Consider the following 25,878-nt stretch of genomic DNA (forward strand, 5'->3'; position numbering starts at 1 on the left):
GCGGGTTCTTGCCAGGTTCTCGAGGCCGAGTTCCTTGGCAATGTCCAGAAGTTCTCCAATCGGCTTCTGCTTCAGTTCAGAAAGATTCATTGGCGTCTAATTTGGTGTCTTTGGATGAATTGAGAGGATGCACCACCGCGGTGCTGCAGTTGTTTTGATAATCCGGTTTATTCGGAATCTGGCCCGGCAAGCCTAAAGAGGGCCATAAGGAAAATAGGTAACCAGAGGTTCCGAGGACTAACTAAAGGGGGTGCTTTATTAAAGCTGGTTCTGGAATCTATCACTGTGGGGGCCCGCATGCAACACGCAACATGTAACACGCTGCAAGCAGGAAAACCCTCCCCTGAGGGGGAGGGTTGGGGCGTGCCGGCTTTCTTAGAGGGTGCTGTCCAGGAATGCGGTCAGCTGGCTCTTGGACAGAGCGCCCACTTTGGTGGCTTCCACGTTGCCGTTCTTGAATACGGTCAGGGTGGGGATGCCACGTACGCCGTACTTCTTGGGGGTTTCCGGGTTGTCATCGATGTTGATTTTGGCAATGGTCAGCTTGTCGCCGTACTCGCCAACCAGTTGCTCAAGGATCGGCGCGACCATTTTGCAGGGGCCGCACCAGGGGGCCCAGTAGTCGACCAGCACGGGGCCGTCTGCGTTGATGACCTGGGCTTCGAAGTCCGCGTCGGTCACGTTGATAATCTCGCCGCTCATTGAATTCTCCTGATATAAAGGTTTCAGAGATCAGTCAGGGTTGTTAACTGGCCTCTGCGATGGGGAATAATATCAGGTTGCGGGTGATGAATTTCAAGCGAGGCAGTTAATTATCGCTGTAGTTGCTGCCTATGACATCGTAACGCCATGATTTTTGGATAGAATCGGTCCAAAGGAAGGAGTGACTATGGAGCATGGCGAACATCTGGCTGCCATTGATTTGGGGTCGAACAGTTTTCATATGGTGGTAGCCCGCCAGGCACAGGGGGAAATCCAGATCCTCGACGGGCTGTCTGAGAAGGTGCAACTGGGGGCGGGGCTGGACAGAGAAAACCGCCTGGACGCGGATACCCAGGAGCGAGCGCTGGAATGCCTGGGCCGGTTTGCCCAGCGTATAGCCGGTATTCCGCGCGGTAGCGTGCGGGTGGTGGGGACCAATACCCTGCGCCAGGCGCGCAACGCCCGGGAGTTTATCCGCCGCGCAGAGGCGGTGCTGGGCCACGACATTGAAGTGGTGGCTGGCCGGGAAGAGGCACGTCTGATCTATCTGGGGGTCGCCCACACTCTTGCTGATGACGCGGGGCAGCGGCTGGTGGTGGATATCGGTGGTGGCTCCACGGAGCTGATCATCGGGGAGCGGTTTGAGTCCACGGAAACCGAATCGCTGCATATGGGGTGTGTCAGCTTTGCCCAGCGCTTTTTCCCTAACGGGGAGATTACCGAAAAAGCCTTTGACCGGGCGGTGACGGCAGCGCGCCAGGAAGTGTTGTCCATTCATGCCAACTACCGACGCCTGGGCTGGCAGCAGGCAGTGGGGGCGTCCGGCACCATCAAGGCGATCAGCCAGGTGTGCGTGGACAATGGCTGGTGCGAGTTTGGCATCACGCTGGAAGGCATGAAAAAAGTCCGCAAGCGGGTGATCAAGGCTGGGTCCGTGGACAAGCTGGATCTGAAAGGCTTGCGAGAAGACAGGCAACCCATTTTTGCTTCCGGCCTGGCTATTTTGTACGGCATTTTCGAGCAGCTGGGTATTGATCAGATGGAGGTGTCCAGCGGGGCCCTGCGTGAAGGGTTGCTGTATGACCTGCTGGGCCGTTTCGGCCACGAGGATGTGCGTGACCGCAGTATTCAGGCGTTGATGAATCGCCATCATGTGGAAAGCAGTCAGGCGGAGCGGGTGTGTGCCACGGCGCAGGCGTTTTACCAGCAGGTGGCCAGTGACTGGCAAATCGAAGGCGATGAAGCTGCTGATACCTTGCGTTGGGGGGGGCTGCTCCACGAAGTGGGACTGGCGGTGTCGCACAGTCAGTTCCACAAGCATGGTGCTTATCTGGTTACCAATTCCGATTTGCCGGGTTTTTCCCGTCAGGAGCAGCAGATGGTGGCGCTGATGGTGCGTGGGCACCGTCGCAAGGTGCCGTTGGCGGCGCTGGCGGAATTGCCGGACGATGAGCAAACCGGATTGTTGCGGCTGTGTCTTGTGTTGCGTTTGGCGGTGCGTTTGCACCATGCACGCAGCGATGAAGATGTCCCAGAGATTCGCTTGCAAGCTCGTGGTGAACGGCTTGCCATCACCTTCCCGCCCGGGTGGCTGGAGGAGCACCCGCTCACCCAGGCGGATCTGGAGCAGGAACACGACTACTTCCAGGCGGCAGGCTACCAGCTTGTATTGGCGTGAGAATAAAACAGCTATTCAAGAGGGAGTCCCGCTTCGGGCGGGGCACCCTCTTGAAAGCTAGTAGCTACTAGCTAGAAGTCGTCTTACCCTCCCAGCGTATCCAGCAGACTCTGCTGGGCGATGAAACTCTCCTCGCCTTCTTGCGGTTGGGCTCGCTGGTAGCGGCCGTCCGGTTGCAGTTCCCAGGCGCGGGTGTTGTCGCGCAGATAGATATGCAGGCCCTGTTCCAGAATCTGTGCCTTGAGTACCGGATCATTCACCGGGAAACAGGTTTCCACGCGGTTGAACAGGTTGCGATCCATCCAGTCAGCACTGGAGCAGTACACCAGGTCGTCACCGCCGTGGTGAAAATGGTAAATACGGGTGTGCTCCAGGAACCGGCCGATAATGGAGCGTACGCGAATGTTCTCCGAAAGCCCGGGGATGCCGGGTTTCAGGCAGCAGATGCCGCGAACGATCAGGTCAATTTCCACACCCGCCTGGCTGGCCCGATAGAGCGCCTGCATGATGTTCTCTTCGGTCAGTGAGTTGAACTTGGCAATAATGCGCGCCGGTTTACCGGCCAGCGCCTGTTCCGTTTCAAACTCGATCCACTCGATAACGGAGGGGTGCAGGGTGAACGGTGAATGTTTTAGCTGCTTGAGCCGTGCCGCCTTGCCCATGCCCGTCAGTTCCTGAAAGATTTTGTGCACGTCCTGACCCATGCTTTTTTCACAGGTCATCAGACCGTAATCGGTGTACAGCTTGGTGGTCTTGGTGTGGTAATTACCGGTGCCCAGGTGCACATAGCGTTTGATGCCATCGCCGTCACGGCGTACCACCAGCAGCATTTTTGCGTGGGTCTTGTAGCCCACCACGCCGTACACCACGATGGCACCGGCTTCCTGCAGACGCCGGGCACCTTCGATATTGGATTCTTCATCGAAGCGGGCGCGCAGTTCCACGATGGCGGTGACTTCCTTGCCATTGCGTGCGGCCGTTTCCAGGTGGTCGAGAATTTCCGATTTGGTGCCGGTGCGATACAGGGTCTGCTTGATGGCCAGTACCTTGGGGTCACGCGCGGCTTCTGCCAGCAGGTTAATCACCGGCTGGAACGATTCGTAGGGGTGGTGCAGCAGGATGTCGCCCTGGTCGATAGCATCAAAAATGGTTTCATTTTTTTTCACCGCCGGCGCCAGCTTGGGGGTAAAGGGCGGGTAGTGCAGTCGCGGGCGGTTGACGCTGGTAAACATGCGCGCCAGGTTCACCGGGCCGTTCACTTCGTACAGGTCTTCCTCGGTGAGTTCGAACTGTTCCAGCAGATAATGCATCAGGTGGCGCGGGCAGTTGTCGGCCACTTCCAGGCGTACTTCATCCCCGTAACGACGTGACAGCAGTTGGCCTTTCAGGGCGCTGGCCAGGTCTTCGACTTCTTCGTCCACTTCCATATCGGCGTTGCGGGTTACCCGGAACTGGTAGCAACCGGTGGCCTTCATGCCCGGGAACAGGTCGGATACGTGGGCATGGATCATGGAGGAAAGAAACACGAAATTGTCGTCACCCCCTTCGCTTATTTCGTCGGGAATACGAATCAGGCGGGGCAGGGAACGCGGTGCCGGCACAATGGCCAGGCCTGTTGAGCGGCCAAAAGCGTCCTTGCCGTCCAGCGGAACAATGAAGTTCAAGCTTTTGTTCACCAGGCGCGGGAACGGGTGTGACGGGTCCAGTGCGATGGGTGTGAGCACGGGATAAATTTGCTCGCGAAAATATTTTTTAACCCATTCAACCTGGGCTTCGGTCCAGTCTTCGCGGCGAAGAAAATCCACCCCTTCTTCTCGCAGGGCGGGAAGCAGTACGTCGTTGAGGATGCGGTACTGGCGGTCCACGGCTTCGTGGGTAATGGCACTGATGGATTTCAACAGTTCATCGGGCAGCATGCCGTCAGGGCCGGGCTGGCCGGTGTGTGTTTCCAGTTTATTCTTCAGGCCGGCCACGCGAATTTCGAAGAACTCGTCCATGTTGCTGGAAAAAATCAGCAGGAAATTCAGCCGCTCCATCAAGGGATGATTCTCGTCCATGGCCTGCTCAAGGACGCGCAGATTGAACTGCAACAGGCTGAGTTCCCGGTTCAGGTAGTAATCCGGGTTGTTAAAGTCGCTGCTGTTGAGGTCGACGGCGCTCTGTTCGTTGACGCCCTGTTCGCTGGAGAAAGAATTCATGGTGTCGTCCTGACCGGAACCGGATTGTGGAGTTCCTATTCCATGACATTAATGTGACACGGTAATGACAGCAGGAAAATCATTCTGTGTTCGTGCCGATCACACGGCGTTGCCGAGTATGGATCAAGAGTATCGCGAGCAGTGCGTGGCAGAAAGAGGCAAAAGGGGGGGGGATGGAGAAAGTGCGGCATAAGCGCAAGAGCCGGCGCAGGGGCCAGCTTTTGCGGGAATCAATCAGCCCTGAAAAATCCAGGATTGCTGAATGATATCCAGTTGCTGCATTTCGTCATCGGTGGGGGCGCGGGCTTCGGCAGTGGCAAGGGTGGACACGGCAAGGCCCAGCACGATCAATAGAGTGCGCATCGGTATTACTCCTCGGGTCAGTGACCCAATAAAAATCAGCAGAAAACGGTGGAATAATAGCCAGATGAGGCGGTTTTACATTGGCAGGGTTGGTGGTAAAGAAAGCTTCAAAAGCCAGTCAACAGGGTGTTGAGGGGGTTACTGAGGGCTGCTTTGCAGTTGTTCAGTGAGGCTGCGCAGCCCTTCTCGGTTGTGGTGGGAGAGTGGGATGGTCTTGTTTCCCAGAGCCAGAAACGCGGCGTCGGCATAGGCCAGGGACCGGAACAACGGGAAGGGCAGGTCCAGGCCTACCGTTTCCCGGATTTCATCACCGTAACGCATGCCACCATCGTAAAACGGTTTGCCAACACGGTGCGCTTCGCCATCGATTGTCAGGGTGACCGGATTGTCCGCTTCGATTTGATGTTCAGGCGCTCGCAGGGCGAACATCAACGCGACGCTTTCTTCAGAGAGAAGGCGCTGGTTATTGCGAACCGTGCTGGCCCAGAGGGCCACGTTGTGAAAACCGGGGCCGGCTGCAGAGGGTAGTGCTGATTTTTCCAGAGTATAGGTCCGCATCTGCGGGAAGTCGTCCGAAGGTTCACTGACGCTGACTTCCGGCGAACACCCTGCGCTGAGTCCGAGCGTGAGCAGTGCCAGCAGAGCCGGTCGCCATTGCTTTGCGCGGTTATGGCCTGGTCTCAGCACAGGTTCAGGACAGCCCTTTGAGTTTTTGCGCTGCGGCTTTGGCGAAGTAGGTGAGAATGCCATCGGCGCCGGCGCGCTTGAAAGCCAGCAGGGATTCCATCATCACCTTGTCCTGGTCCAGCCAGCCGTTCTGGAAGGCCGCCATGTGCATGGCGTATTCGCCGCTCACCTGGTAGGCGTACACGGGGACCTTGAACTCATCTTTTACCCGGCGAACCACATCCAGGTAGGGCATGCCCGGTTTCACCATTACCACGTCGGCACCTTCGGCCAAATCCAGGGCGATTTCGTGGAGGGCTTCGTCAGAATTGGCCGGGTCCATCTGGTAGGTGGTCTTGTCGGCCTTGCCCAGGTTGCCGGCGGAGCCGACGGCATCGCGAAATGGCCCATAGTAGGCGCTGGCGTACTTGGCAGAGTAGGCCATGATGCGAGTGTGGATGTGGCCGTGATTTTCCAGTGCCTCGCGGATGGCGCCGATGCGGCCGTCCATCATGTCCGAGGGGGCGACCATGTCGGCACCGGCATCGGCATGGGACAGGGCCTGTTTCACCAGTGCATCCACGGTCACGTCATTGAGCACATAGCCGTTGTCATCGATGATGCCGTCCTGGCCGTGGGTGGTGAACGGGTCCAGAGCGCCATCGGTGATTACGCCCATTTCCGGCACGGCTGCCTTGATGGCACGCACGGCGCGCTGGGCCAGCCCGTCCGGGTTCCAGGCTTCGCGGCCATCCAGGGTTTTTACGTCGGCCGGAGTGACCGGAAACAGGGCCATGGCGGGAACACCCAGCGCGGCCAGTTCACGAGCCTCTTCCACTAGCAAGTCGATGCTTTTGCGTTCTACCCCGGGCATGGACGGCACCGCTTCGGTCTGGTTGCTGCCTTCCAGCACAAACACCGGGTAGATCAGATCGTCCACGGTGAGGGTGTGCTCGCGCATCAGCCGGCGGGAAAAATCATCGCGGCGCATACGACGCATACGGGTAGCGGGCCAGGGGGCACGGGTGACAGACATGGGGTGGAGTCCTCTAGTAACATGGGCGCGCCCGTGTTGGCGACAATCGGCCGGGCGCAATAGCGAGAGTTTAGCAAGAGCAGTGAATGATGGAAAAACAACCGGCCTTTCATCTGGCCTTTTTGGTAAACGACCTGGAAGACGCCGCCGACTTTTATTGTCGGGTACTGGGGGCTCGCCGGGGCCGTGATGCCCCCAATTGGGTGGACGTGGATCTGCATGGCCACCAGCTTTCCCTGCATAAAGGTGAAAATTTAACGCCGATTCAGGGCTACAGTGAGGTGGATGGCCACCCGGTCCCCATGCCGCATTTTGGCGTGGTGCTGGACTTTGCCAGCTGGGAAACGCTGGTGGAGCGGATTTACGAGCATGACTGGCCCTTCCTGCTTAAACCCCGCGAGCGGTTTGTGGGGCAGCCCGCCGAGCAAGGCACCTTCTTCGTACAGGACCCTGCCGGTAACACGCTGGAGTTCAAGGGGCTGCGCGAACTGCACCGGATCTTCGAGGTATAGGCCATGGGCCGCTGGCGACCAAAGGGCTCTCCCGCCTCCAAGTACATCACCGTCGAGGGCTACCACAAGCTCAACGATGAGCTGCAGTACCTGTGGAAAGAGAAACGTCCGGTTGTCACCCAGGCGGTGCAGGAGGCGGCGGCTCAGGGGGATCGCTCGGAGAACGCAGAATATATCTACGGCAAGAAGCAGCTGCGGGAAATTGACCGGCGCGTGCGCTTTCTCAGCAAGCGTCTGGATGACATGACCGTGGTGGACCGGGTGCCGGATGACCAGAGCCGGGTATTCTTTGGTGCCTGGGTGGAGTTGGAAAACGACGCCGGTGAGACCGAAACCTACCGGCTGGTGGGGCCGGATGAAACCGATGCGGCAAGAGGCTATATCAGCATCGACGCGCCGCTGGCACGGGCCTTGCTCAAGAAACAGGTAGATGACGAAATAGAGGTGCGAACCCCGGCCGGTGAGCGTTGTCTGTTTATCAACCGTATCTGGTATCACGAGGAACACTGACTTGAGCTCTGACAACCGCATCTGGTTCTTTATCCGCAAATCCTTGTTGGGCGGGCTGACCATCCTGCTGCCCATTTCCATTATCGTATTTTTCTTTAAATGGATTTATCAGACGGTCACCGAGCTGATCTCGCCGTTTACCTCGGTGTTTATCAACGCCTTCGGGTTGCCGAAATTTGTGGCGGACTGGTTGTCAGTGCTGGCGGTAATGGTGCTGTGCTTTCTGGTGGGTACGCTGGTGGCCACGCGGCTGGGCAGTTGGGCCTGGCAGCAGTGGGAAGAGCATGTGATGACGCGACTGCCGGGCTACACCACGGTGCGTGAAGTGATTGCCCAGTTGATGGGAAGTAGCGCCGACAGCCCGTTCAGTCGGGGTGAAGTGGCGCGGGTATGGCTCTATGGCAGAGACACGGATGTTTCTGTGACTGCGCTGGTGACATCCCGGCACGCGGATGGCCATGTCACCGTCTTCGTGCCCACCGGCCCCAACCCCACCAGCGGCTTCATCTATCACCTTGATGAATCGTTGGTGGAACTGCATCCGGAGATTGGAGTGGAGAGCATGATGAAAACAGTGGTTTCCTGCGGGGCGGGTACGGCTGCGTTGTTCAGGACCGACAAGCAGGAAGGCTGATCAGTCCCACTACGAAGCCGCTGTAGGAGTCCCCTTCCAGGGGACGAACCGTGCGTAGCGAGCCGACCGGAGGGAGACTTTTCTTTTGAGACCTGTCGAGCTCGGAAATGCCTTATCGCCCTTCGGTCGATTCCGTGCTGCGCGAGGTTCGTCCCCTGGAAGGGAACTCCTACAGGGGGCGCCTACGCGTTCAAGCTCACCTTTTGTTCCGCCAGCGCGCCTTTCATAAAGTCCCGCATGGCTTTCAGATATAGCCCCTGATCCAGATGCAGTAAGTGGTTGCCCGGGAACCAGTGCACATCGCAGTTATTCCAGTGTTGGCGTAACAGGTGGCTGTGTTTGGGTGGGGCAAAGCGGTCGCCGGCGCCGCCGATGATCATGCGCCCGCTCTGCGGCACCTGGCAGGGCCAGGTCAGCGGCGAATGCAGCGCAGTAATTTCACGAAGCCCGGCGGTGTTGGTGTCGTAGACCTTGTTCAATAATTTCACTTGCTGGTTGATCGGGAACCAGCTTTTCATCAGGTCGATCACGCTCACCAAGGGCACGTTGGGAATGGCAAAAGCCAAATCTTTTTCCAGTGCAGCCAGCAGGCCAGTGGTGTAACCGCCCAGCGAAATACCGGTGGCGCCGATAGCGGGGGAACCCTGTTCGCGCAACATCTGCATGAACAGGCGAAGGTCATGGATGGCGTGGGCGAAGGTTTCGTTGAGCAGGGCCATGCCCTGGCTGAAGAACTCGGCACCACTGAACGGAGCGAAGCGACTCTTGCGCCGCCCATGGAAAGGCAGCGTATAAAGCAGCACATCGAAGCCCTGTTTGTAGAACCAGGGCAACGCCAGCCAGCGAGTGTTCAGCCAGTAAGGGTCGGCCACAAAGCCGTGGATCATTACCAGCGTGGGGCGCGGGCCATCGTGGTGGCGCCAGTGTTGCGCCCAGGCCGTGCGGTTACGTGTGTGGTTCAGGTAGCGATCTTTCAGGGCCGGGTTCCTGGGCGTAAACGGCGACGCAAAATGCAGGGTGTGGGCGTCGCCATCCTCTGGCTGAAAGTGGTAGCTGGAAACCGGGGTGCGGTGGATGTCCACCTGGGCGGTAGGTGGGGTAAAAAACGCATTGGGATCGCTGCCCGCCAGAAACGGGCGGTAGAAATCGGCCAGTTCCCGTTCTTCACGCTGTCGCGAGGCGTTCAGGGTGGCGGGTAGCGCTGCCACTCCGGCCATGCAGGCCAGGCCAGTGCGCGCCAGGGTGTCCACGGCGGCGGTGCTGCTGATGCGCCAGCTGGTGTCACTGTCGGCCAGAAAGTGATCCGGCATGGCGTGAAAGCCGGACGGCAGTGTTTGCCACCAGGGCTGGCTGAGCGTGGGCAGATCTTCGTTGCAGTAATCGTCCGGGTGAATGCGGGGCAGTAATTCGCTCATGCCGCCTCCTGGTGGGTGAATCTCAGTAAAGAATGTCGGCTGCGGGCCGGCAATGACAGAAACGCTCAATGCCCAGCGCCGGGTGCCTGACGGAATAAAGCCCGCGCTTATGCGTTCTTGATAAAGGCGACAACCCGTTTCAGGTCTTTGTTCGCTTCCGGAAGGAAAGGCACCATGATCGGCCATACATGGAATACGCTGGGGCGCTCTATCCACTCCACTTTCACGCCGGCTTGTTCCGCCGCGCGTCGTACCCGTTTGCCATCGGCGTACAGCACTTCGTCGGTGCTGGCGGTAATCAACAGGGGGCAGATGCCGGTGTAGTCACCCAGACACGGCGAGGCGTACGGGTGGCTGCGATCTTCGGGGTTGGGAATATAGATATCGATAACGGTGCGGATGATGTCAGCTGACAGCATGGCATCGCTGGGGTCCAGGGCATCCAGGATCTTGTCGTCCGGAAAGGCGTTACTGCCGGGCGAAAACGTCACTGCGCAGCGGGGTTGTTCCAGCCCCTTGTCACGGATGTGTAGCAGGGTGGCGAGGGTTAGCCCGCCCCCGGCGGAGTCGCCGGCGATGACGATATCGTTTGGTTGCTTGCCCAAACTTAACAGGTATTCGTAGGCTTCCATTACCCGGTTCACGGCGGCGGGAAAAGGATGCTCCGGTGCGAAGGGGTACACCGGCAGGTAGACGTCAGCTTGCAGCTTTTTGGCCAGCCGCCCGGCCAGGTTGTGGTAGGTCTTGGTGATGCCGCCGATGTAGGCGCCGCCATGCAGGTAAAGCACCGTCATCCTGGGCTGTTTCACGCTAACCCGGTCGCCGGTAAAGGCGTGCTGTTCCACGCGGCTAACTGTTACGCCCCGGGGCAGCAGGGTCAGCACGGGCGTGTCGTTGAAGACTTTGCGCAGGTGGCGAACCAGTTGCTCTTGGTTAAGGCCGGAGCGCTTGATAGTGCGCCGGGTGACGGCTTTGATAAGGCGGGCCTGGAGGCTCATAGGGCTGTCCGTAATTTTGTTGTTGTGCCGCCCAACCATAATCGGTCAGACGGCATGTGGGCAGGGTTGATCGGGCCAGTCGGGGCTGGCCCGTAAGGGCAGGGCGGTTACTCGCCGGAGGCTTTGGCCAGCTCCGCGGGTGAGGGCTGCTGCAGGCCGCCATCACCGGTGGCGCTCATGGCGGGGATGCCGCCGGCGCCGTAGTACTCGTCCTTGGTGAACACGTCCACTTCGATGGCCAGCAGGCAGGCCTCGGTGGCGGCATTCAGGGTGGCCAGTTCCGCATCGAAAATCACGCCTTGTTCAGCGGCCTGTGGAGCCATGGCTTCCACTTTGCCTTTGCCTAGCTTGCGGGCTTTCTGTGCGGCCCGAATCTTGGCGCGTACCGGTTCGGCTTCGGTGGTCAGGCGGAAGGCCTTGAGCAGACGGCCGAGCCCTTCGTCGCTTTCTTCCGGCATGTAGTTGCCGCCGACCAGGCGCTTGTATTGGTCGCCGTAGCTTTGCAGCGCCAGTGCGGCTTCATGGCTGAGCTGATCATTGGGCAGCTTGGCCAAGGGGTTCAGGCCCAGGCCAATACGGCCAACGGTTTTCAGAATCACGCCCACCGGGCCGCCAAAGTTTTCGTAGATACCTTCGAAGGCTTGCTGGATCTGGGTCAGGCCGTATTCGCCGGCGTATTGCACCAACGCCAGGTCTTCCGCCTTGCGGCCTTCAGCTTCATAGCGACGCAGGGCGGAGGTGGTGATGTACAACCAGGCCACCACGTCGGCATAGCGGCCGGTGAGGTTGCCACGGGCTTTCAGTTTGCCGCCCACGAAGAACATGGCGAGATTGGTGAGCAGCCCGAAACGGGTGGCGGCCCAGCCCAGGCGGCGGTAAATACTTTTCGTTTGTGGCGCCACGTTGGGCACTTTCACGGTGAAGAAACCGCGGGTGACACCGCGCACCAGGCTCATCACGAAACCGAGCAGAAACTGGATCATCCAGCCGGTCAGGTTCTTGCGGAAGGCACTTACGTCATTGTCTTCTACCGCCTGCACCACGTTGTAGGCGTAGGGGTGGCAGCGGGTGGCGCCCTGGCCGAAGATCATCAGGGTGCGGGTCATGATGTTGGCGCCTTCCACGGTGACGCTCACCGGGGCGGAATTGTAGAGGCGGCCCATGGTGTTGTTGGGGCCTTGCATGACGCCGTAACCCGCGGTCACGTCCATGGCATCGGTGCCGGTGTCGCGGCCCATCTCTGTGGAGTAGGCCTTCATGATGGCGGAGGTGACCGGTGGCTGGATGCCTTTATCCACGGCGGAACAACCAAACACGCGGGCGGCATCAAAGGCATAGGTCATGCCCGCGGCCTTGCCGATTTTGTGTTCCACCCCTTCCATGCGACCCACGGGGATGCCGAACTGCTGGCGCACCATGGAGTAGGCGCCGGCGATCATGGCGCCGTGGCGAATGCCGCAAATGCCGGTGGCGGGCAGGGACACCATGCGCCCGCCGGCGAGTGCTTCCATCAACATTTTCCAGCCCATGCCGGTGTATTCCACGCCGCCCAGTACGTTGCTGGCAGGCACGACCACGTCACGCCCAACGATCGGGCCGTTGGGGAAGTGTTCGCCGATGGGTTGGTGATGGTCGCCGATGTGCAGGCCGTCCAGACCTTTTTCCAGCAGCACCACAGTGATGCCGGCGTCTTCGCCTTTACCCAGCAGGTTCTCCGGATCGTGCAGGCGTACTGCCAGGGATATCAGGTTGGAAACCGGTGCCAGGGTGATGTAGCGCTTACGGAAGTTGAGCTTGAATTTGATTTCACCGTCGCTGTCCTTGAACACTTCGCCTTCCGCCTTGATGGAGGCAGCGTCGGAGCCGGCGGTGGGTTCGGTCAAACCGAAGCAGGGAATGAACTCGCCGTTGGCCAGTTTCGGCAGGTAATACTGCTTCTGTTCATCGGTGCCGTAGTGGCCCAGCAGTTCCGCCGCGCCCAGGGAGTTGGGAATCACCACCATGGCGCTGAGCAGGCCGGAGTGGGAGCTGACCTTGGCCATGATGCAGGATTTGGCCTGGGTGGACATGGGGTTGCCGCCGAATTCCTTGGCGATCTGCATACCGAAGAAACCGTTTTCGGCCATGAAGGTGAACAGTTCGTCCGGCAGTTTGCGGGTGCGCGACAGGGTGTAGCTGTCGGCCATTTTCAGCAGCTCTTCCACTGGCCCGTCGATATAGGCCTGTTCGTGTTCCGGCAGCTGGTCATAGTTTTCGGCAAGGATTTTTTCAAAATCGACTTTGCCGCCGAAGAATTGGCCGTCGATCCAGACGTCACCGGCTTCCAGTGCCTGACGCTCGGTGTCGGAAATTTGTGGCAGGATCTTGTTATCCCGCATCCAGTTCATCAGTAGGTTAAACATGTCGTCTTCCTGTGGGTTGGGTGTCGCGCCGGATACCCGGCGCGATTAGCGCGGGTTATTCGGTTTCCAGCACCATGGCGGCACCGATGCCGCCGGCGGCGCAGGCGGTGGTTAACGCCAGCCCGCCACCACGGCGTTGCAGTTCGTGCAGGGCCTGGCTGATCACCCGGGCACCGGTGGCGCCGAAGGGGTGGCCGTAGGCAATGGAACCGCCGTTCACGTTGAGTTTGCTGCGGTCGACTTCACCCAGGGCGGCGAGCCCGGTCTGGCTGCGCACGTAGTCGTCATCGGCCAGGCCGCGCAGGTTGCAGGCCACCTGGCCGGCAAAGGCTTCGTGCATGTCCACCAGGGTCAGGTCGCTGAGCGCCAGCCCGGCGCGGGTCATGGCAGCGGGGGCGGCCAGCACCGGCCCCATGAGCAGATCATCCTTGGGCGTGCGGGCTGCGAAGGCGTAGGAGCGGATATAACCCAGCGGGGTGTAACCGAGGGCGGCGGCTTTCTTCTCGCTCATCATCAACAGGGCGCCGGCGCCATCGGTGAGCGGGCTGCTGTTGCCGGCGGTGACTGAACCGGTGTCCCGGTCGAACACCGGTTTGAGTTTGCTGTAGCCGTCGCGTTCGGAGTGTTTGCGCACTAGGTTGTCGTCTTTGAGGGTGTTGCCGTTGGGCAGATGGGCGGTCATTACCTGACGGTCAAGACGGCCTTCGGTCCAGGCGCGGGCGGCGTTGCTGTGGGATGCATGGGCCAGGTCATCCTGCTCCTGACGGCTGACGCCCCACTTCTTCACCATTTTCTCGGTGCTCTCTCCCATGGTTTCGCCCACGGAATATTCGGTGATGGACGGCGCCTGGGGCAGCAGATCGCGGGCCTTGAGCTGGCTAAGCAGTTTGATGCGCTCTTTCAGTGTTTTGGCAAAACTGACGTCACGCAGTACTGCACTCAGTTCCGATGACAGCGGCACCCGGGCGCTGCTGGTGGAATCGGTGCCGCCGGCAATGGCCATGTCGGTGTAACCGGCAACGATGTTGTCGGCCACGCTGGCGGCGGTCTGGAAGCTGGTGGCGCAGGCACGGGTGATGGAATAGGCATCCACCGTGTCCATGCCCAGAGCCAACGCGATTTCGCGGGCAATGAAAGGCGCTTCGGGAATCATCACCGTCATGCCGAACACCAGCTGCTCGATTTCATGCTGGCTCAAGTTGTTGCGGGCCATCAGTTCCTTTACAGCCATGGCGCCCAGATCGATGGCGTTGAGATCCCGGTAATGGGTGGCGATACGGGCAAAGGGGGTGCGCAGGCCATCGACGATGGCGACGCGGCCGCCCCGGCCGGCCAGCTTCATTTTGCGAACAGGCATTGCAGACTCCTTGCAGGGTGCCGGTCACGGTGTAATTTTTATTACACTTAATGTGACATTGATTGGTGATAAGGTGAATCGAGCCTAGAAGGGTCGCAGTTGTGAGTCAATTGCGTTGGAGACACTGTCCGACACAGGTGTAATATTGATTACATCTTTAGGTGGTTTGAATGCGATAAGGTGAGGGGGAGCAAACGAAATGGGAGTGCAGCGCCACGCCGGGCCTGTTCCGGCAACCCGGCAGGACCCGGCTGTTCGCGAGCGTATCGAGTGGGCTGCGGTGCAGGTTTTCGCGGATTCGGAGTTCCATCATGTCACCTTGCAGCAGATCGCCCGTGCAGCGAGTTGCAGCCTGCAAACAATTTATCGCTACTACGGCGATGACAGTCAGGGCAGCAAGGAGGCCTTGTTGAGTGCCTGTTTGCATCACGGGTTGGGGCAATTGGCTGAGCGGATGCTGGACCATCTCGCCGGCATCGATACCTTTCGCGATCGGCTCAGCAAGGTGTTCTGGGTGGTGCTGGATTTCTTTGACCGTAACCCGCAAATGGGGCGGATGATGATCAACTCGGTGTACCCGGGGCGCTGGGGGAGTGACAGCACGCCAGGCCAGCAGCGGCTCACCGAGCTGTTCCTCAGTGTGCTGCATGAAGGGCAGGATCAGGGCATTCTCAATGACCAGGTGGCGACCCCGATACTGCTGGATTTTTTCTATGGGGTCTTGCTGCGTATTTCCCAGATGCACCTGTTACGTGGCCGGCCGGGTCGCCTGGCAGACCAGCACGGTGTGCTGTTCGATATGCTGTGGCGTGCGATTACCATTTGAGCGGCCGAACAGGCCAATCGCCGCGCAATTGCCGTGCTGGCGCTTGAGGTTTGTGTCGCCCTTTTCTATGTTGATCCATTGGCAGTGATTCCAACACGGCGCTGCCCCACAAGAACAAGCCAGCACAAAGGGTACGCATATGCAGTCAGGCACGGTCGCCAGTAACGGAATCGAGCTTTTTTATGAGAGTCGTGGCCCGGAAAACGGGGAGCCTATTGTGTTCGTCATGGGCTTGTCGGCGCAGATGGTGTTCTGGCCGGATACGTTGCTGGATGCATTGGCGGACAAGGGGTATCGGGTTATCCGGTTCGATAACCGGGACGTGGGCAAGTCCACCCGGATTCGCAAACCCATCAATCAGGGGCCGATAGCCGCGATCCTGCGCAGCATGGTGGGCCTGTCAGTGGAAAGCCCCTATACCCTGCACGATATGGTGGCCGATACGGTCGGCTTGCTGGATGCCCTGAACATTGAGCGGGCGCATTTTGTCGGTGCTTCCATGGGCGGGATGATCAGCCAGTTGATGGCAGGCACGCATCCGGAGCGAGTGCTGTCGCTTACCTCTATCATGTCCAGCAACAACAGCCCGTTGCTGCCGCCGCCGAAACCGGCGGCGCTGAAAACCCTGGTGGCGCCGCGGGTGAAGGTGGAAACCGAAGACCAGTTTGTGGCGTTTGGCCTGGAGATGATGGCCAAGCTGGGCGGCACCTTGCCGCAGGGGCAGGATGAGCTGGCCGCCATGTACCGGGCGTCCTGGGCGCGTGGTATCAACCCGCGCGGCATCCGCAACCAGTTCCTGGCCATCATGGCCACCGGCTCACTGACCAAAACCCTGAAAAAGATCCAGTGCCCAACCACGGTGATCCATGGCGGTGCTGACCCGTTGATTCGCCCCGCCGGCGGCAAAGCCTCTGCCCGTGCCATCCGCGGTGCCAAGCTGGCGATCATTCCCGGCATGGGCCACGATTTTCCTCCGTCGGTGATTGACCGTATTGGTGAGCTGATTGCGGAAACTGTCGGGCGGGCCAATTCAGTGGCGCAGACGGCGGTGGCTTAACGGCAATTGACCGTTCGCGGGAGCGGGCTGTTGATGCTGAGATGAAAAAGGTCGCATCCGGAAATCGGGTGCGGCCTTTTTTGTAGGCCGCGGCGCGTCCTCGGGTCAGTCTCCGGACCAGGGAAAAGCGATGACGTCGTCGATCCTGCTGGTGTCCTGTTGTGCCATAAGCAGTCGCTCCACCCCCACGGCCACGCCGCTGCAGGCGGGCAGGCCGGCGTCCATGGCGTCCAGTAAAAAAGGGTCGGCGGTCATGGGGTTCAATCCATGCTGCTTGCGCAAGATATTGTCCTGCTCGAAACGCCGGCACTGCTCTTTCGGATCGGTGAGTTCCTGGTAACCATTGGCTAGCTCCAGGCCGCGGTAATAAATCTCGAAGCGACGGGCGACGGTGGAGCCGTCCTCATCTTTACGGGTTTGCGCCAAGGCAGCGGCCCAGCCGGGGAAGTCGCTGACTACGGAGAGTTGTTCGGCGGGGAGTGCGGCTTCCACCTCGGTGGCCATCAGGTAGTCCACGGCGGCAGGTTTATCCAGCCCGTGGGGGGCGCCATGGGATTCGGCGCAGGCTATCAGGTGCGGGTCACTGGCGGTGAGCGGGTCCAGTCCGGTCACGTCGGCGAACAGCTCGCGGAAGCGGTAGGTCTGTGACTGAGCGCTTGGAAAGAGGGCGGCGAATAAGGTCAGACATTCCTGCACCAGATCATCCAGTGCAAACCCGGGCTGGTACCATTCCAGCATGGTGAATTCCGGGTTGTGCCGTCCCCCGGCCTCGCCATCCCGGAACGCCTTGCAGACCTGATAGATTGGCCCGCTGCCGGCGGCCAGCAGCCGCTTCATGTGGTATTCCGGGGAGCTTTGCAGATAACCGTAACCGGGCACCGGGATACACTGAATATGCAAGTCGCTGACGCCATAACGGGCCAGTTGCGGGGTGTCCACTTCCAGCACGTTGCGGTCATCAAAAAAGGCGCGCACTGTGCGTAGCAGCTCAGCGCGCGCCTTGATGGCCTCGAGGGAGGCGGTGGGTTGCCAGTCGCTCACGGCTACTGTTTGATGCGGCCCACGTAATCGCCGGTCCGGGTGTCCACTTTGACGATTTCACCGGTCTGCACGAACAGGGGAACGCGCACCACTGCGCCGGTGCTCAGGGTGGCGGGTTTGCCGCCAGTACCAGCGGTGTCGCCTTTCAGGCCTGGATCGGTTTCGGTGATTTCCAGCTCCACGAAGTTCGGCGGGCTCACGGACAGCGGCTCACCGTTGTAGAGGGTGACTTCGCAGATGTCTTCTTCCTTGAGCCACTGCTTTGCGTCACGTACGGCGGTCTCGTCGGCTTGCTTCTGCTCAAAGGTGCTCTGGTCCATAAAGTGCCAGAATTCACCGTCATTGAAGATGTATTGCATGGATACATCCATCACGTCGGCGCCTTCCAGGGAGTCGCCGGACTTGAAGGTGCGCTCCCAGACCTTGCCGTTACGCAGGTTGCGCAGTTTCACGCGGCTGAATGCCTGGCCCTTGCCCGGCTTCACAAATTCGTTCTCGATGATGGAGCAGGGGTCGCCATCGAGCATCACTTTCAAGCCAGACTTGAATTCGCTGGTAGAATAGTTGGCCATAAAACACGTCCACAGGGTTGATGTATGCCGTTACAAAGGTTGGCAATGATAACGCAGGAAGCGGCTGGTTGGCAGCAGCCGGACTGGCAGCGCCAACAGGCTGACCTGATAACTGACCCGGCTGCGTTGTTTGCGCAGCTGGAGATCACGCCCGAGAACCTGCCGGAGAGCCTGGCCGCTGCCGGGGATTTCCCGTTGCGGGTGCCGCGCCGGTACGTGGATTTGATGGAGCGTGGCAACCCGGATGATCCGCTGCTGCGGCAGGTGCTAAGCGTAGCGGATGAGCGGTTGGAGCAGCCCGGGTACAGCGCCGACCCGCTGGAAGAAGCCGATCACACGGCGGTGCCGGGCTTGTTGCACAAGTACCACGGCCGGGCGCTGCTAGTGGCCACCGGCGCCTGTGCCGTGCATTGCCGTTACTGTTTTCGACGCCATTTCCCGTACCAGACGCATCTGGGCGGTAAGCGTTGGGAGCAAGCGCTGGAATGGCTGGCGGCACGCCCGGATATTCACGAGGTGATTCTCAGTGGCGGCGACCCGCTGACGTTGACCAATCGACGCCTTGAGCAGCTGCTGGATGCGCTGGCGAGGATCCCGCATCTGCGCCGGCTGCGCATTCATAGCCGCACTCCGGTGGTAATTCCCGAGCGGTTGGATGCGGGCCTGAAAGCACTGTTGACTCGTGACCGCTGGCAAACCGTGCTGGTGTTGCATGCCAACCACCCCCGCGAAATCAGCCCGGCCCTGGCGGCACGTTGCCGCGATTGGCGCAGTGCCGGTATGACTCTGTTAAACCAGAGTGTGTTGCTGGCCGGGGTGAATGACCAGGTGGCAACGCTGGCGGACTTGTCCGATGCCCTTTTTGACGCGGGAGTGCTGCCTTATTACCTGCACCAGCTGGACGCGGTGCAGGGGGCGGCACATTTCGCCGTGCCGGATGCGATGGCTCGGGCACTGCATGCGGACTTGCGCGCCCGGCTGCCTGGTTTTCTGGTGCCAAGGCTGACGCGGGAAGAGCCGGGGGAGCCCGCTAAAACGGTGCTGGCCGGTTAACGGCGCGGGCCGCAAGCCTTTTCTGGGGAATGTGGCACAGCGTTTACAGAATTGTAGCGGTATCGTAAAGTCGTGTGACACAGGACGCATAAAAAACAAGAACTAATACAAAATAACTAGGTAGCCTGGATGCCGCCAAGATAAGGATTATCTTCATGGAGCAACCAGCCCAGACGGTGCGATTGAAACTGCCCGAGCAGGATCTGCCGCACCTGACACTTGGCGCTGATCAGCCGAAGAAGCTGCAACAGTGGGTGGAGTCACTCCCGATCATGAATATGGGAGAAACGGCCCGCCAGTTGTATCAGTTCATTCAGGAACTGAACCGGTTGCAGATTGATTCCAGACTCCGCTTTCAGTTACTGGAAGTCGTGCGTCCGTCTATTCTTCATGTCAGTGAATCCCTGCAGAAACACTATCTGAATCAGTCACTGGTGCTGCCGGAAAAGGCGCGCCGGGTGGCCAGTCTCGCCCAGGCGCTGCAGGGGCATCTGGCCAATGGCTACAAGCTGGTGGCGGTGCGCGGCATCCGCAAGGTTAAGGACAAGGCTGTTCGCCGGGCGGTGACAACGGCAATCCACCGGGCGGTGACGGCATTGGGCGATACCCTGCTGCGCTGCTATCAACTCTATTTTCCCAGCCCTCGCCATTTATGGCTGGAGCTGCATCAGCTGTTTTTATTGGCTGAGTTGCACGGTATTAGCGAGGCAGCGGTGGCCGATGGCGATACCGAAAGCAGTATCCAGTCCGCCTATGCTCGCTGCCTGTTGCTGGCCACGGCGAAACCCAATCAGCTGCGTCAGCAGGAGTTGGCTGGAATCTACAAGGCGGCGTTTGCTTGGGCTCCCTTGATTGAAATCAGCACGGCCAGTGATGAGGATGATCTGTTTGTCTTCGACTTGCAGGCAGACCGGCCACCGATTTACCGAACCCACGCTTCCCAGGCATCGGAAAGCTGGCGCTATATTGATTCTTCTCGCCTGGTTGAGGCTATTACCATCTGGCAGAAAGCCCCCGCCGAAAGCGCCCTGGACGTGCCGAAAAATCTGGAGGGAAGCCTGTTGTCGCATCTGCAGCAGGTATGGGGCGCGTTGACCGAGCGGGCGTTCAAGCGCATGCCGGAAAGTGGCGAGATCGAATTGTGTTTTGGTCTGGTGGGGGTGCATTACTTCCTGTCCGGCAAAGTGGCGTTCGAGACCATGGTGGCGCGGGGCAGTCTGTCCGTGCTGGGCGCTGAAGACGAGCACAATCCGTTCCTGGTGAACATCAAGAAGAGCAACCAGCAGAAGCAGCGTAACGCTGATCCCTGGGCGACGGCCTATCAATCTGATTATGCCGGCGAGACCATCGAAATGGGCGCGCCGGGCAGCCAACGCTCGGAAGCCACTCTGCCGGTGAGCTATCACTGTCAGAAAGTCAACGCGAGTCCGGGTGGGTATTGCCTGTCGTGGCAGGGCAATACGCCCAGCCTGATGCGCACGGGGGAATTGCTGGCTCTGCGTGATCACCCCGATAGCCAGTGGTCCCTGGCGGTGGTGCGCTGGGTGACGCAATTACCCAATCACGGTGCCCGCTTCGGTGTGGAGTTGCTGGCACCGGGTGGGCGCCCGGTGGCAGCACGGGCCCTGCGCAAGCAAGGGGTGGACAGTGATTTCATGCGTGGCGTGGTGTTGCCCGAGTTGGCCGCGGTGGGGCAGCCGGCCACCCTGTTGTTGCCCACAGTGGGCTTCAATGAAGGGGTGAAGGTGGAGCTGGTGGAGGCCGGCGAGCCGCGCCGGGTACAGTTGTTGCGCCGCACCCAGGGAGCGTCCGGGTTCAGCCAGTATCCGTTTCGGGATATGGCCACACCGGCCCCGACTAAACCCCCGGAAGACGGGGACGATGATGCGCTGGATTCGATCTGGTCCAGCCTGTAACGGTTGATGACGCGCCGGAAAAATGTCATTTGCGATTCGTCGTTCACAGGCTGTTGCTGGGTGGCCTGTTAAAATAACAATAAGTCGCGGCGAGGATGCCGCAAAACGTATGTGTCTCCATTTTGCCGTAACTTTTCATTAGGCGTCTGCCCGCCGTGTGTTAGCTGCAGGCCGGTGTTTTCGCCGCATTGCCTTTGATGGTTGCCAAGACAGGGTAGTCAGGCACAATGGTGGGCCGTAAGAAAAGTGCATGAGTCTTCGCCCCATGAGTTACGCCCTCGATAATTTACGTCTTCTGATCGCCCATGATTCCCAGGATGAGGCCGAGCAGCTGATGAACGCCCTGCGCAATGCCGGTCGTGCGACCCGTGCGCAGCTGGCGCTGGGTGAGGATGATCTGGTACGGGCATTGAAAGGTGGCGCCTGGGAGCTGATGTTGTGTCGCCCGACATTCGGCGACAGCAGCTTTGAAAGCGTCATGTCGCACCTCAATCGCCTCGGCAAGGCGATCCCGGTGATTCTTCTCGAAGACAATTTCACCCCCGATACCATCAAGGCCGGTATGTCGCTGGGCGCCCGGGGCGTCGTGCCTAACGATGACCGCGACCTGCTCTCCCTGATGGTGGACCGGGTCATCGAATTTCTGCGCTTGCGCAAGGAGCTGCAGCACTCCGAAATCGTCCGCCATGATGCAGAGAAGCGCCTCTCGCTGCTGATGGATCAGAGCCGTGACGCGATTGCCTATGTGCTGGATGGCATGCACATCCACGCCAATGACAACTACGTGGAAATGTTTGGCTACGAAAGCGCTGATGATCTGGCCGGGGTGCCGATCATGGATATGGTGTCGGCCTCCGATCATGCCAAGTTGAAGCAATTGCTGCGCAGCCGTGCCCAGGATGAAAGCCAGACCCACGAACTGGAATGCAAGGGCGTGAACACTGAGGGTAGTGAGTTCGATGCCACCTTCACCTTTTCGGCCAGCACCTACGATGGCGAAGCCTGTACCCAGATCGTGATCCGCGCCGCTGGCGTGGATGAAAACGAAATGGCCGAGCGGCTTCAGGAAATGAGTCAGAAAGATCAGGTGACAGGGCTATTCAGCCGCAGCTGGTTTATGGACCGTGTGGACGAAAGTGTGGCCCAGGCCGCCAATGAGGGGCGCCTGTCCACCGTGCTGTACTTGCGTTTGGATGACTTTGAGCATCATCAGTCCGGACTGGGGCTTGATGGCGCGGATGACATTCTGAAAAGCGTGGCCGAATGGCTGCGTGCCGAGGTGGGAGAGGCCCATCTGGCCAGGGTGGATGGTGAGGATTTTGCCGTTCTGCAGCCGGTGGCCGATATGGATGAGGCGGCGGAACTGGCAGAAACCCTGCGGGCCGGCATTGAAACCCTGATGCCGGAAGTGGCCGCCAAGACCGTGCATGTCACCGCCAGTGTCGGGGTGTCGTTTGTGCGCGAAGATGCCCGTAGCAGCCAGGAAACCCTCACCACCGCATTGAAATGTTGTAACCAGGCCCAGCGGGAAAATGCCGGCAAGGGTAATGCGGTGAAAGTACACGATCCCATGGATGATGTGGCTGCCGGGTCCTCGGAAGCGGTGGCCATGCAGGTTCGCCAGGCGCTGGAACAGGGCGCGTTCAACTTGCGGTATCAGCCGTTGATGAGCCTGGAAGACGAAGCGGACCATGCCTTTGAAGTGTTCGTGAACCTGCCCCAGAAACAAGGGGAGGCCATGGAAGCAAAAGAATTCATGCCGGTGGCGGCGGACCAGGGTCTGGTGGGCAAGATCGATCGCTGGGTGGTCCTGAATGCCATGCGCGCTGCAGCGGCTTTCAGTGAGCCGGTCAGCCTGGTGCTGAATCTCAATGGCGCGTCCCTGGCGGATGCCACCCTGGCCGACTGGCTGGGCAAGGCCATGCGCGCTGCCAAGATGGACGGCTCGCGAGTTACCTTCCAGTTCAGTGAAGGCGACGCGGCCACCTACCTGAAACAGGCGGGTGCTTTTGCCGAGAAGGTGAAAGCGCTGGGTTGCGGCATTTCCATCAGCCGCTTTGGCGGCGGACTGGACCCGTTCAAGCTGTTCCAGCATATCCCTGCCACCATGGTGAAATTCGAAGGCTCCTTTACCCAGGAGCTGTCCAAGGCGGAAGGCCGTGAGCGCCTCACGTCGATTATCAAGCAGGTGAAAGAAGGCAACCGCAAAACGGTGGTGGGCTTTGTGGAATCTGCAGCACAGATGCAGGCGCTATGGACACTGGGAGGCGTGGATTATCTGCAGGGGTATTACCTGCAGGCACCGATGGACAAGCTGGAAATTCCGGACGCAGCTTAAGAGTAATTAATAGTTAATAATGAATAATTAATAGTTGCGCGAAGCAACTCTTTGCCGCCTGAAACGCAAGAGGCCGCGCCCAAAGCCTGGGCGCGGCCTTTTGCGTTTCAGGATATAAAAAACAAAATCGCGAGTTATTAATTACTCTTAAGCAGCTCAGCCTGATCTTTGTCCCGCACGCCGATGAGATAAAGAATGCCGTCCAGTCCCAGAGTGGAGATGGCCTGTTCGGCGTTCTGTTTGACCAATGGTTTGGCGCGGAAGGCGATGCCCAGGCCGGCTTCGCCGAGCATGGGCAGGTCGTTGGCGCCATCGCCCACGGCGATCACCTGTTCCAGGCTGATGCCTTCCTGGGTGGCAATGTCTTTCAGCAGGTCGGCCTTGCGCTGGCCGTTGACGATCTGGCCGACCACCCGGCCAGTGACCTGGCCGTTCTCGATCTCCAGCTCGTTGGCGTGGACATAATCGATCCCCAGCAGCTGTTGCAGCCATTGCCCGAACCAGGTGAAACCACCGGAAAGAATGGCGGTGCGGTAACCCAGAGCGCGCAGGGTGGAGACCAGCCGTTCGGCGCCTTCGGTGAGCTGGATACGTTCGCGTACCCGCTCCAGTGCGCCTTCGTCGAGCCCTTTCAGCAGGGCCACACGAGCCCGGAAGCTTTCATTGAAATCCAACTCCCCGCGCATGGCCTGCTCGGTAATGTCTGCCACCTGTTCGCCGACACCGGCTTCCGTGGCCAGCTCGTCGATGACTTCAGAGCGGATCAGGGTGGAATCCATGTCGAAGACCACCAGGCGGCGGTTGCGGCGGTAGGCGCTGTCGCGCTGGAAGGCAATGTCCAGGTTACGTTCGTTGGCAATGCTCAGAAAGGCGGCACGCATGGCCTCGCCGTCTTCGGGCTCGCCGCGCACGGAAATTTCAATGCAGGCGCGGCTATCCTGATTAAGGGCTTCCCCTTCCAGATGCACGCGCCCGGACAGCCGGGCGATGCTGTCGATATTGAGGCCGTTGTTGGCCACGGTGGTGGTTACATCAGCGAGTTGTTCGGCGGTAATCTTGCGCGCCAGCAGGGTGATGATGTGGCGGTCCTTGCCCTGGCCGGCCACCCACTCTTCGTAACGGTCTTCGTCGATGGGGCGGAAGCGCACATTGATGTTCAGTTTGTGGGCTTCGAACAGCAGGTCCTTGAGGACCGAGGAGGATTCCGCATCCGGTGGGGTTTCCACCAGTATGCCCAGCGACAGAGTGTCGTGGATAACGGCCTGGCCGATGTCCAGGACATTGAGCCGATAACGGGCAAGAATCCCCGTGAAGGCGGCAGTCAGGCCGGGCCGGTCATTACCAGATACCTGGATCAGAATGATCTCGCGCACGCGTGGGCTCCCAGTTGCAGAAGATAAAAAGGGCCAGAAGGTAAAAAAGCGTTAGATTGTCGGCGCCATGTTCGGTCCGAAACGGCGTAAGAGTAGCAGAAATGGCGGCTTGAGAGGCAGGTTCTTGTGCCTGAAGAGGTTCCTCAACGACGGGCGACTACGCCAATTGGGTCAAGTCCTGCCCGGCCGGGCACGGTATACTGCGCCGCAGTCTCAATGGTCAAGAATACGGAAAGCAAATTTATGTCCCTGTGGGAACAATGGCGGCCATGGATCCAGCAGCAACGGAGCTTGCTGCGCGAGCTGATTCTCATGCTGCTGGCCATGTTGGTGGTCGGCGTTTATTTTCTTGAGCACTTTTCTGCCGGTCTGGAGCAGGAACGCAAAGTGCAACTGCAGGCGCTGGCACAGCAGACGGCTCGCCGTGCGGCGGAAGCGCTGGCCAGTGAGGACTCGATCAGCATAAACCTGATTGGCCGGGAAACCGTGCAGCTCAAACCGGTGGTGGGGATTCGCTTCGACGATACGGCCGGGGAGCAGGTCGGGGCGGCGGGGGAGAAGACATCGCCCTTGCGCGTGACCGTGCCAGCGGCCCTGCCGGATGGTGAATTGGCGGGTACCCTGACCTTGCTGGGCGACAATACGCTATTGCCGCGCAAACAGATCGAAGCGGGCTTTGTGCTGGCGGTGCTGTGTCTGTTGTTGCTGCGGGTGGCCGCGGCGTTGATTCAACAGCGCCTGCAACCGCCACAGGCTCTGGAGGAGCCGGATACACCGGCACCTGCGGCGCCGCCGGTGCCACCACAGAACGACGCACCGTTTCCTCCCATCGCCCGGTCACCCGTGCCGGATGGCGCGCAGCTGCAGGCTCAGTTGCGTCTCAGTATTGTTAATTTCGACCATATCCGTCAGCGCTATACGGATGATGCCCTGCAGGAGGTGCTGGCGGAATACCAGCAGCTGCTGGATCAGGTGGCGGCCCTTTACGATGGACACAATGGCCCGGCGATTGGCGAGCAGGCGGGGCTGTATTTTTATCAGGGGCCGGCATCACGGGCTGCGTTTTCCGCCTTGTGTGCCGGGTTGTTGTTTTTGCGGGTGGTGCGCTTGCTGGCACCGCAACGCAAGCAGGCAGGCAAGGTTTCGCTGGAATTCAAAGCGCTGGTCACCGCGGACACGGATCAGGACGAAGCCTGGGCCCTGTGTGTGGCCGGGGTGCCGGGCCGCCTCA

General features: G+C 59.7%; 23 protein-coding genes. 10 read left to right on the plus strand and 13 right to left on the minus strand.

Annotation, left to right across the window (positions count from 1 at the left end; genetic code table 11):
- On the minus strand, positions 1–90 hold a 90-nt coding region (locus CL546_RS14145; RefSeq protein ID WP_272997903.1), incomplete at its 3' end, for a Rho termination factor N-terminal domain-containing protein.
- A gap of 285 nt (positions 91–375) precedes the next feature.
- Complete coding sequence (gene trxA, locus CL546_RS14150) at positions 376–702, minus strand: thioredoxin TrxA (RefSeq protein WP_007150985.1); 327 nt, start codon at positions 700–702, stop codon at positions 376–378.
- A 187-nt stretch (positions 703–889) separates the two neighbouring features.
- Here trxA and ppx point away from each other — a divergent pair, with 187 nt between their 5' ends.
- Positions 890–2,380, plus strand: coding sequence for an exopolyphosphatase (ppx, locus tag CL546_RS14155; RefSeq protein WP_290496098.1), 1,491 nt, complete (start codon positions 890–892; stop codon positions 2,378–2,380).
- Positions 2,381–2,463: 83 nt separating this feature from the next.
- On the opposite strand, the gene ppk1 is transcribed toward ppx, so the two are convergent.
- The 4 genes from ppk1 to hemB all read right to left on the minus strand — a co-directional run bounded on the left by ppk1 (position 2,464) and on the right by hemB (position 6,643).
- Positions 2,464–4,578: a polyphosphate kinase 1 gene (ppk1, locus tag CL546_RS14160; protein WP_290496100.1), complete on the minus strand. Its 2,115-nt coding sequence runs from the start codon at positions 4,576–4,578 to the stop codon at positions 2,464–2,466.
- Positions 4,579–4,812: 234 nt separating this feature from the next.
- A complete protein-coding gene (locus CL546_RS14165; RefSeq protein WP_290496102.1) occupies positions 4,813–4,941 on the minus strand; it encodes a hypothetical protein in 129 nt (42 codons plus the stop codon).
- A gap of 138 nt (positions 4,942–5,079) precedes the next feature.
- Positions 5,080–5,499 (minus strand): hypothetical protein, encoded by a 420-nt coding sequence (locus tag CL546_RS14170; protein WP_290496104.1) that lies wholly within the window; start codon positions 5,497–5,499, stop codon positions 5,080–5,082.
- Between the two features lie 133 nt (positions 5,500–5,632).
- Entirely contained in the window at positions 5,633–6,643 is a 1,011-nt protein-coding gene (gene hemB / locus CL546_RS14175; protein ID WP_290496106.1) for a porphobilinogen synthase, read from the minus strand.
- 86 nt (positions 6,644–6,729) lie between these two features.
- Here hemB and CL546_RS14180 point away from each other — a divergent pair, with 86 nt between their 5' ends.
- From CL546_RS14180 to CL546_RS14190, 3 genes are read left to right on the plus strand one after another with little or no spacing between them, the layout of a single operon-like run.
- Entirely contained in the window at positions 6,730–7,155 is a 426-nt protein-coding gene (locus CL546_RS14180) for a VOC family protein (protein WP_290496108.1), read from the plus strand.
- A gap of 3 nt (positions 7,156–7,158) precedes the next feature.
- On the plus strand, positions 7,159–7,665 hold the full coding sequence (greB, locus tag CL546_RS14185) for a transcription elongation factor GreB (protein WP_290496110.1): 507 nt from the start codon (positions 7,159–7,161) through the stop codon (positions 7,663–7,665).
- A 1-nt stretch (position 7,666) separates the two neighbouring features.
- Positions 7,667–8,299, plus strand: coding sequence for a DUF502 domain-containing protein (locus tag CL546_RS14190; RefSeq protein WP_290496113.1), 633 nt, complete (start codon positions 7,667–7,669; stop codon positions 8,297–8,299).
- 182 nt (positions 8,300–8,481) lie between these two features.
- Here CL546_RS14190 and CL546_RS14195 read toward each other — a convergent pair whose 3' ends face one another.
- From CL546_RS14195 to fadI, 4 genes are all read right to left on the minus strand, one after another.
- On the minus strand, positions 8,482–9,714 hold the full coding sequence (locus tag CL546_RS14195; RefSeq protein WP_290496114.1) for an alpha/beta hydrolase: 1,233 nt from the start codon (positions 9,712–9,714) through the stop codon (positions 8,482–8,484).
- A gap of 107 nt (positions 9,715–9,821) precedes the next feature.
- Positions 9,822–10,712, minus strand: a complete 891-nt coding sequence (locus CL546_RS14200) for an alpha/beta hydrolase (RefSeq protein ID WP_290496116.1) — start codon at positions 10,710–10,712, stop codon at positions 9,822–9,824.
- A 107-nt stretch (positions 10,713–10,819) separates the two neighbouring features.
- On the minus strand, positions 10,820–13,114 hold the full coding sequence (locus tag CL546_RS14205) for an acyl-CoA dehydrogenase (RefSeq protein ID WP_290496118.1): 2,295 nt from the start codon (positions 13,112–13,114) through the stop codon (positions 10,820–10,822).
- A 55-nt stretch (positions 13,115–13,169) separates the two neighbouring features.
- Entirely contained in the window at positions 13,170–14,471 is a 1,302-nt protein-coding gene (fadI, locus tag CL546_RS14210) for an acetyl-CoA C-acyltransferase FadI (protein WP_290496120.1), read from the minus strand.
- A 199-nt stretch (positions 14,472–14,670) separates the two neighbouring features.
- On the opposite strand from fadI, the gene CL546_RS14215 reads away from it, so the two are divergent.
- Positions 14,671–15,297, plus strand: coding sequence for a TetR/AcrR family transcriptional regulator (locus CL546_RS14215; RefSeq protein ID WP_290496123.1), 627 nt, complete (start codon positions 14,671–14,673; stop codon positions 15,295–15,297).
- 139 nt (positions 15,298–15,436) lie between these two features.
- Positions 15,437–16,354, plus strand: coding sequence for an alpha/beta fold hydrolase (locus tag CL546_RS14220; protein ID WP_290496125.1), 918 nt, complete (start codon positions 15,437–15,439; stop codon positions 16,352–16,354).
- Between the two features lie 105 nt (positions 16,355–16,459).
- Here CL546_RS14220 and epmA read toward each other — a convergent pair whose 3' ends face one another.
- Both epmA and efp read right to left on the minus strand, forming a co-directional pair.
- Positions 16,460–17,395, minus strand: coding sequence for an EF-P lysine aminoacylase EpmA (epmA, locus tag CL546_RS14225; RefSeq protein WP_290496127.1), 936 nt, complete (start codon positions 17,393–17,395; stop codon positions 16,460–16,462).
- A gap of 2 nt (positions 17,396–17,397) precedes the next feature.
- Entirely contained in the window at positions 17,398–17,967 is a 570-nt protein-coding gene (gene efp / locus CL546_RS14230) for an elongation factor P (RefSeq protein WP_290496129.1), read from the minus strand.
- A 45-nt stretch (positions 17,968–18,012) separates the two neighbouring features.
- Between efp and epmB the strand changes: the two genes are divergently transcribed.
- The 3 genes from epmB (at position 18,013) to CL546_RS14245 (ending at position 23,274) form a co-directional block, all read left to right on the plus strand.
- On the plus strand, positions 18,013–19,020 hold the full coding sequence (epmB, locus tag CL546_RS14235) for an EF-P beta-lysylation protein EpmB (RefSeq protein ID WP_290496131.1): 1,008 nt from the start codon (positions 18,013–18,015) through the stop codon (positions 19,018–19,020).
- A 155-nt stretch (positions 19,021–19,175) separates the two neighbouring features.
- Positions 19,176–20,936, plus strand: a complete 1,761-nt coding sequence (locus CL546_RS14240; protein WP_290496133.1) for a hypothetical protein — start codon at positions 19,176–19,178, stop codon at positions 20,934–20,936.
- A gap of 250 nt (positions 20,937–21,186) precedes the next feature.
- On the plus strand, positions 21,187–23,274 hold the full coding sequence (locus CL546_RS14245) for an EAL domain-containing response regulator (RefSeq protein ID WP_290496135.1): 2,088 nt from the start codon (positions 21,187–21,189) through the stop codon (positions 23,272–23,274).
- Between the two features lie 137 nt (positions 23,275–23,411).
- On the opposite strand, the gene serB is transcribed toward CL546_RS14245, so the two are convergent.
- Complete coding sequence (gene serB, locus CL546_RS14250; protein WP_290496137.1) at positions 23,412–24,647, minus strand: phosphoserine phosphatase SerB; 1,236 nt, start codon at positions 24,645–24,647, stop codon at positions 23,412–23,414.
- Between the two features lie 243 nt (positions 24,648–24,890).
- On the opposite strand from serB, the gene CL546_RS14255 reads away from it, so the two are divergent.
- Positions 24,891–25,878, plus strand: a 988-nt coding sequence (locus CL546_RS14255) for a hypothetical protein (RefSeq protein ID WP_290496139.1), incomplete at its 3' end; no start/stop codon positions are given.

Source organism: Alcanivorax sp. (assembly GCF_002726155.1).
In the GTDB taxonomy this organism is placed as follows: Bacteria; Pseudomonadota; Gammaproteobacteria; order Pseudomonadales; family Alcanivoracaceae; genus Alcanivorax.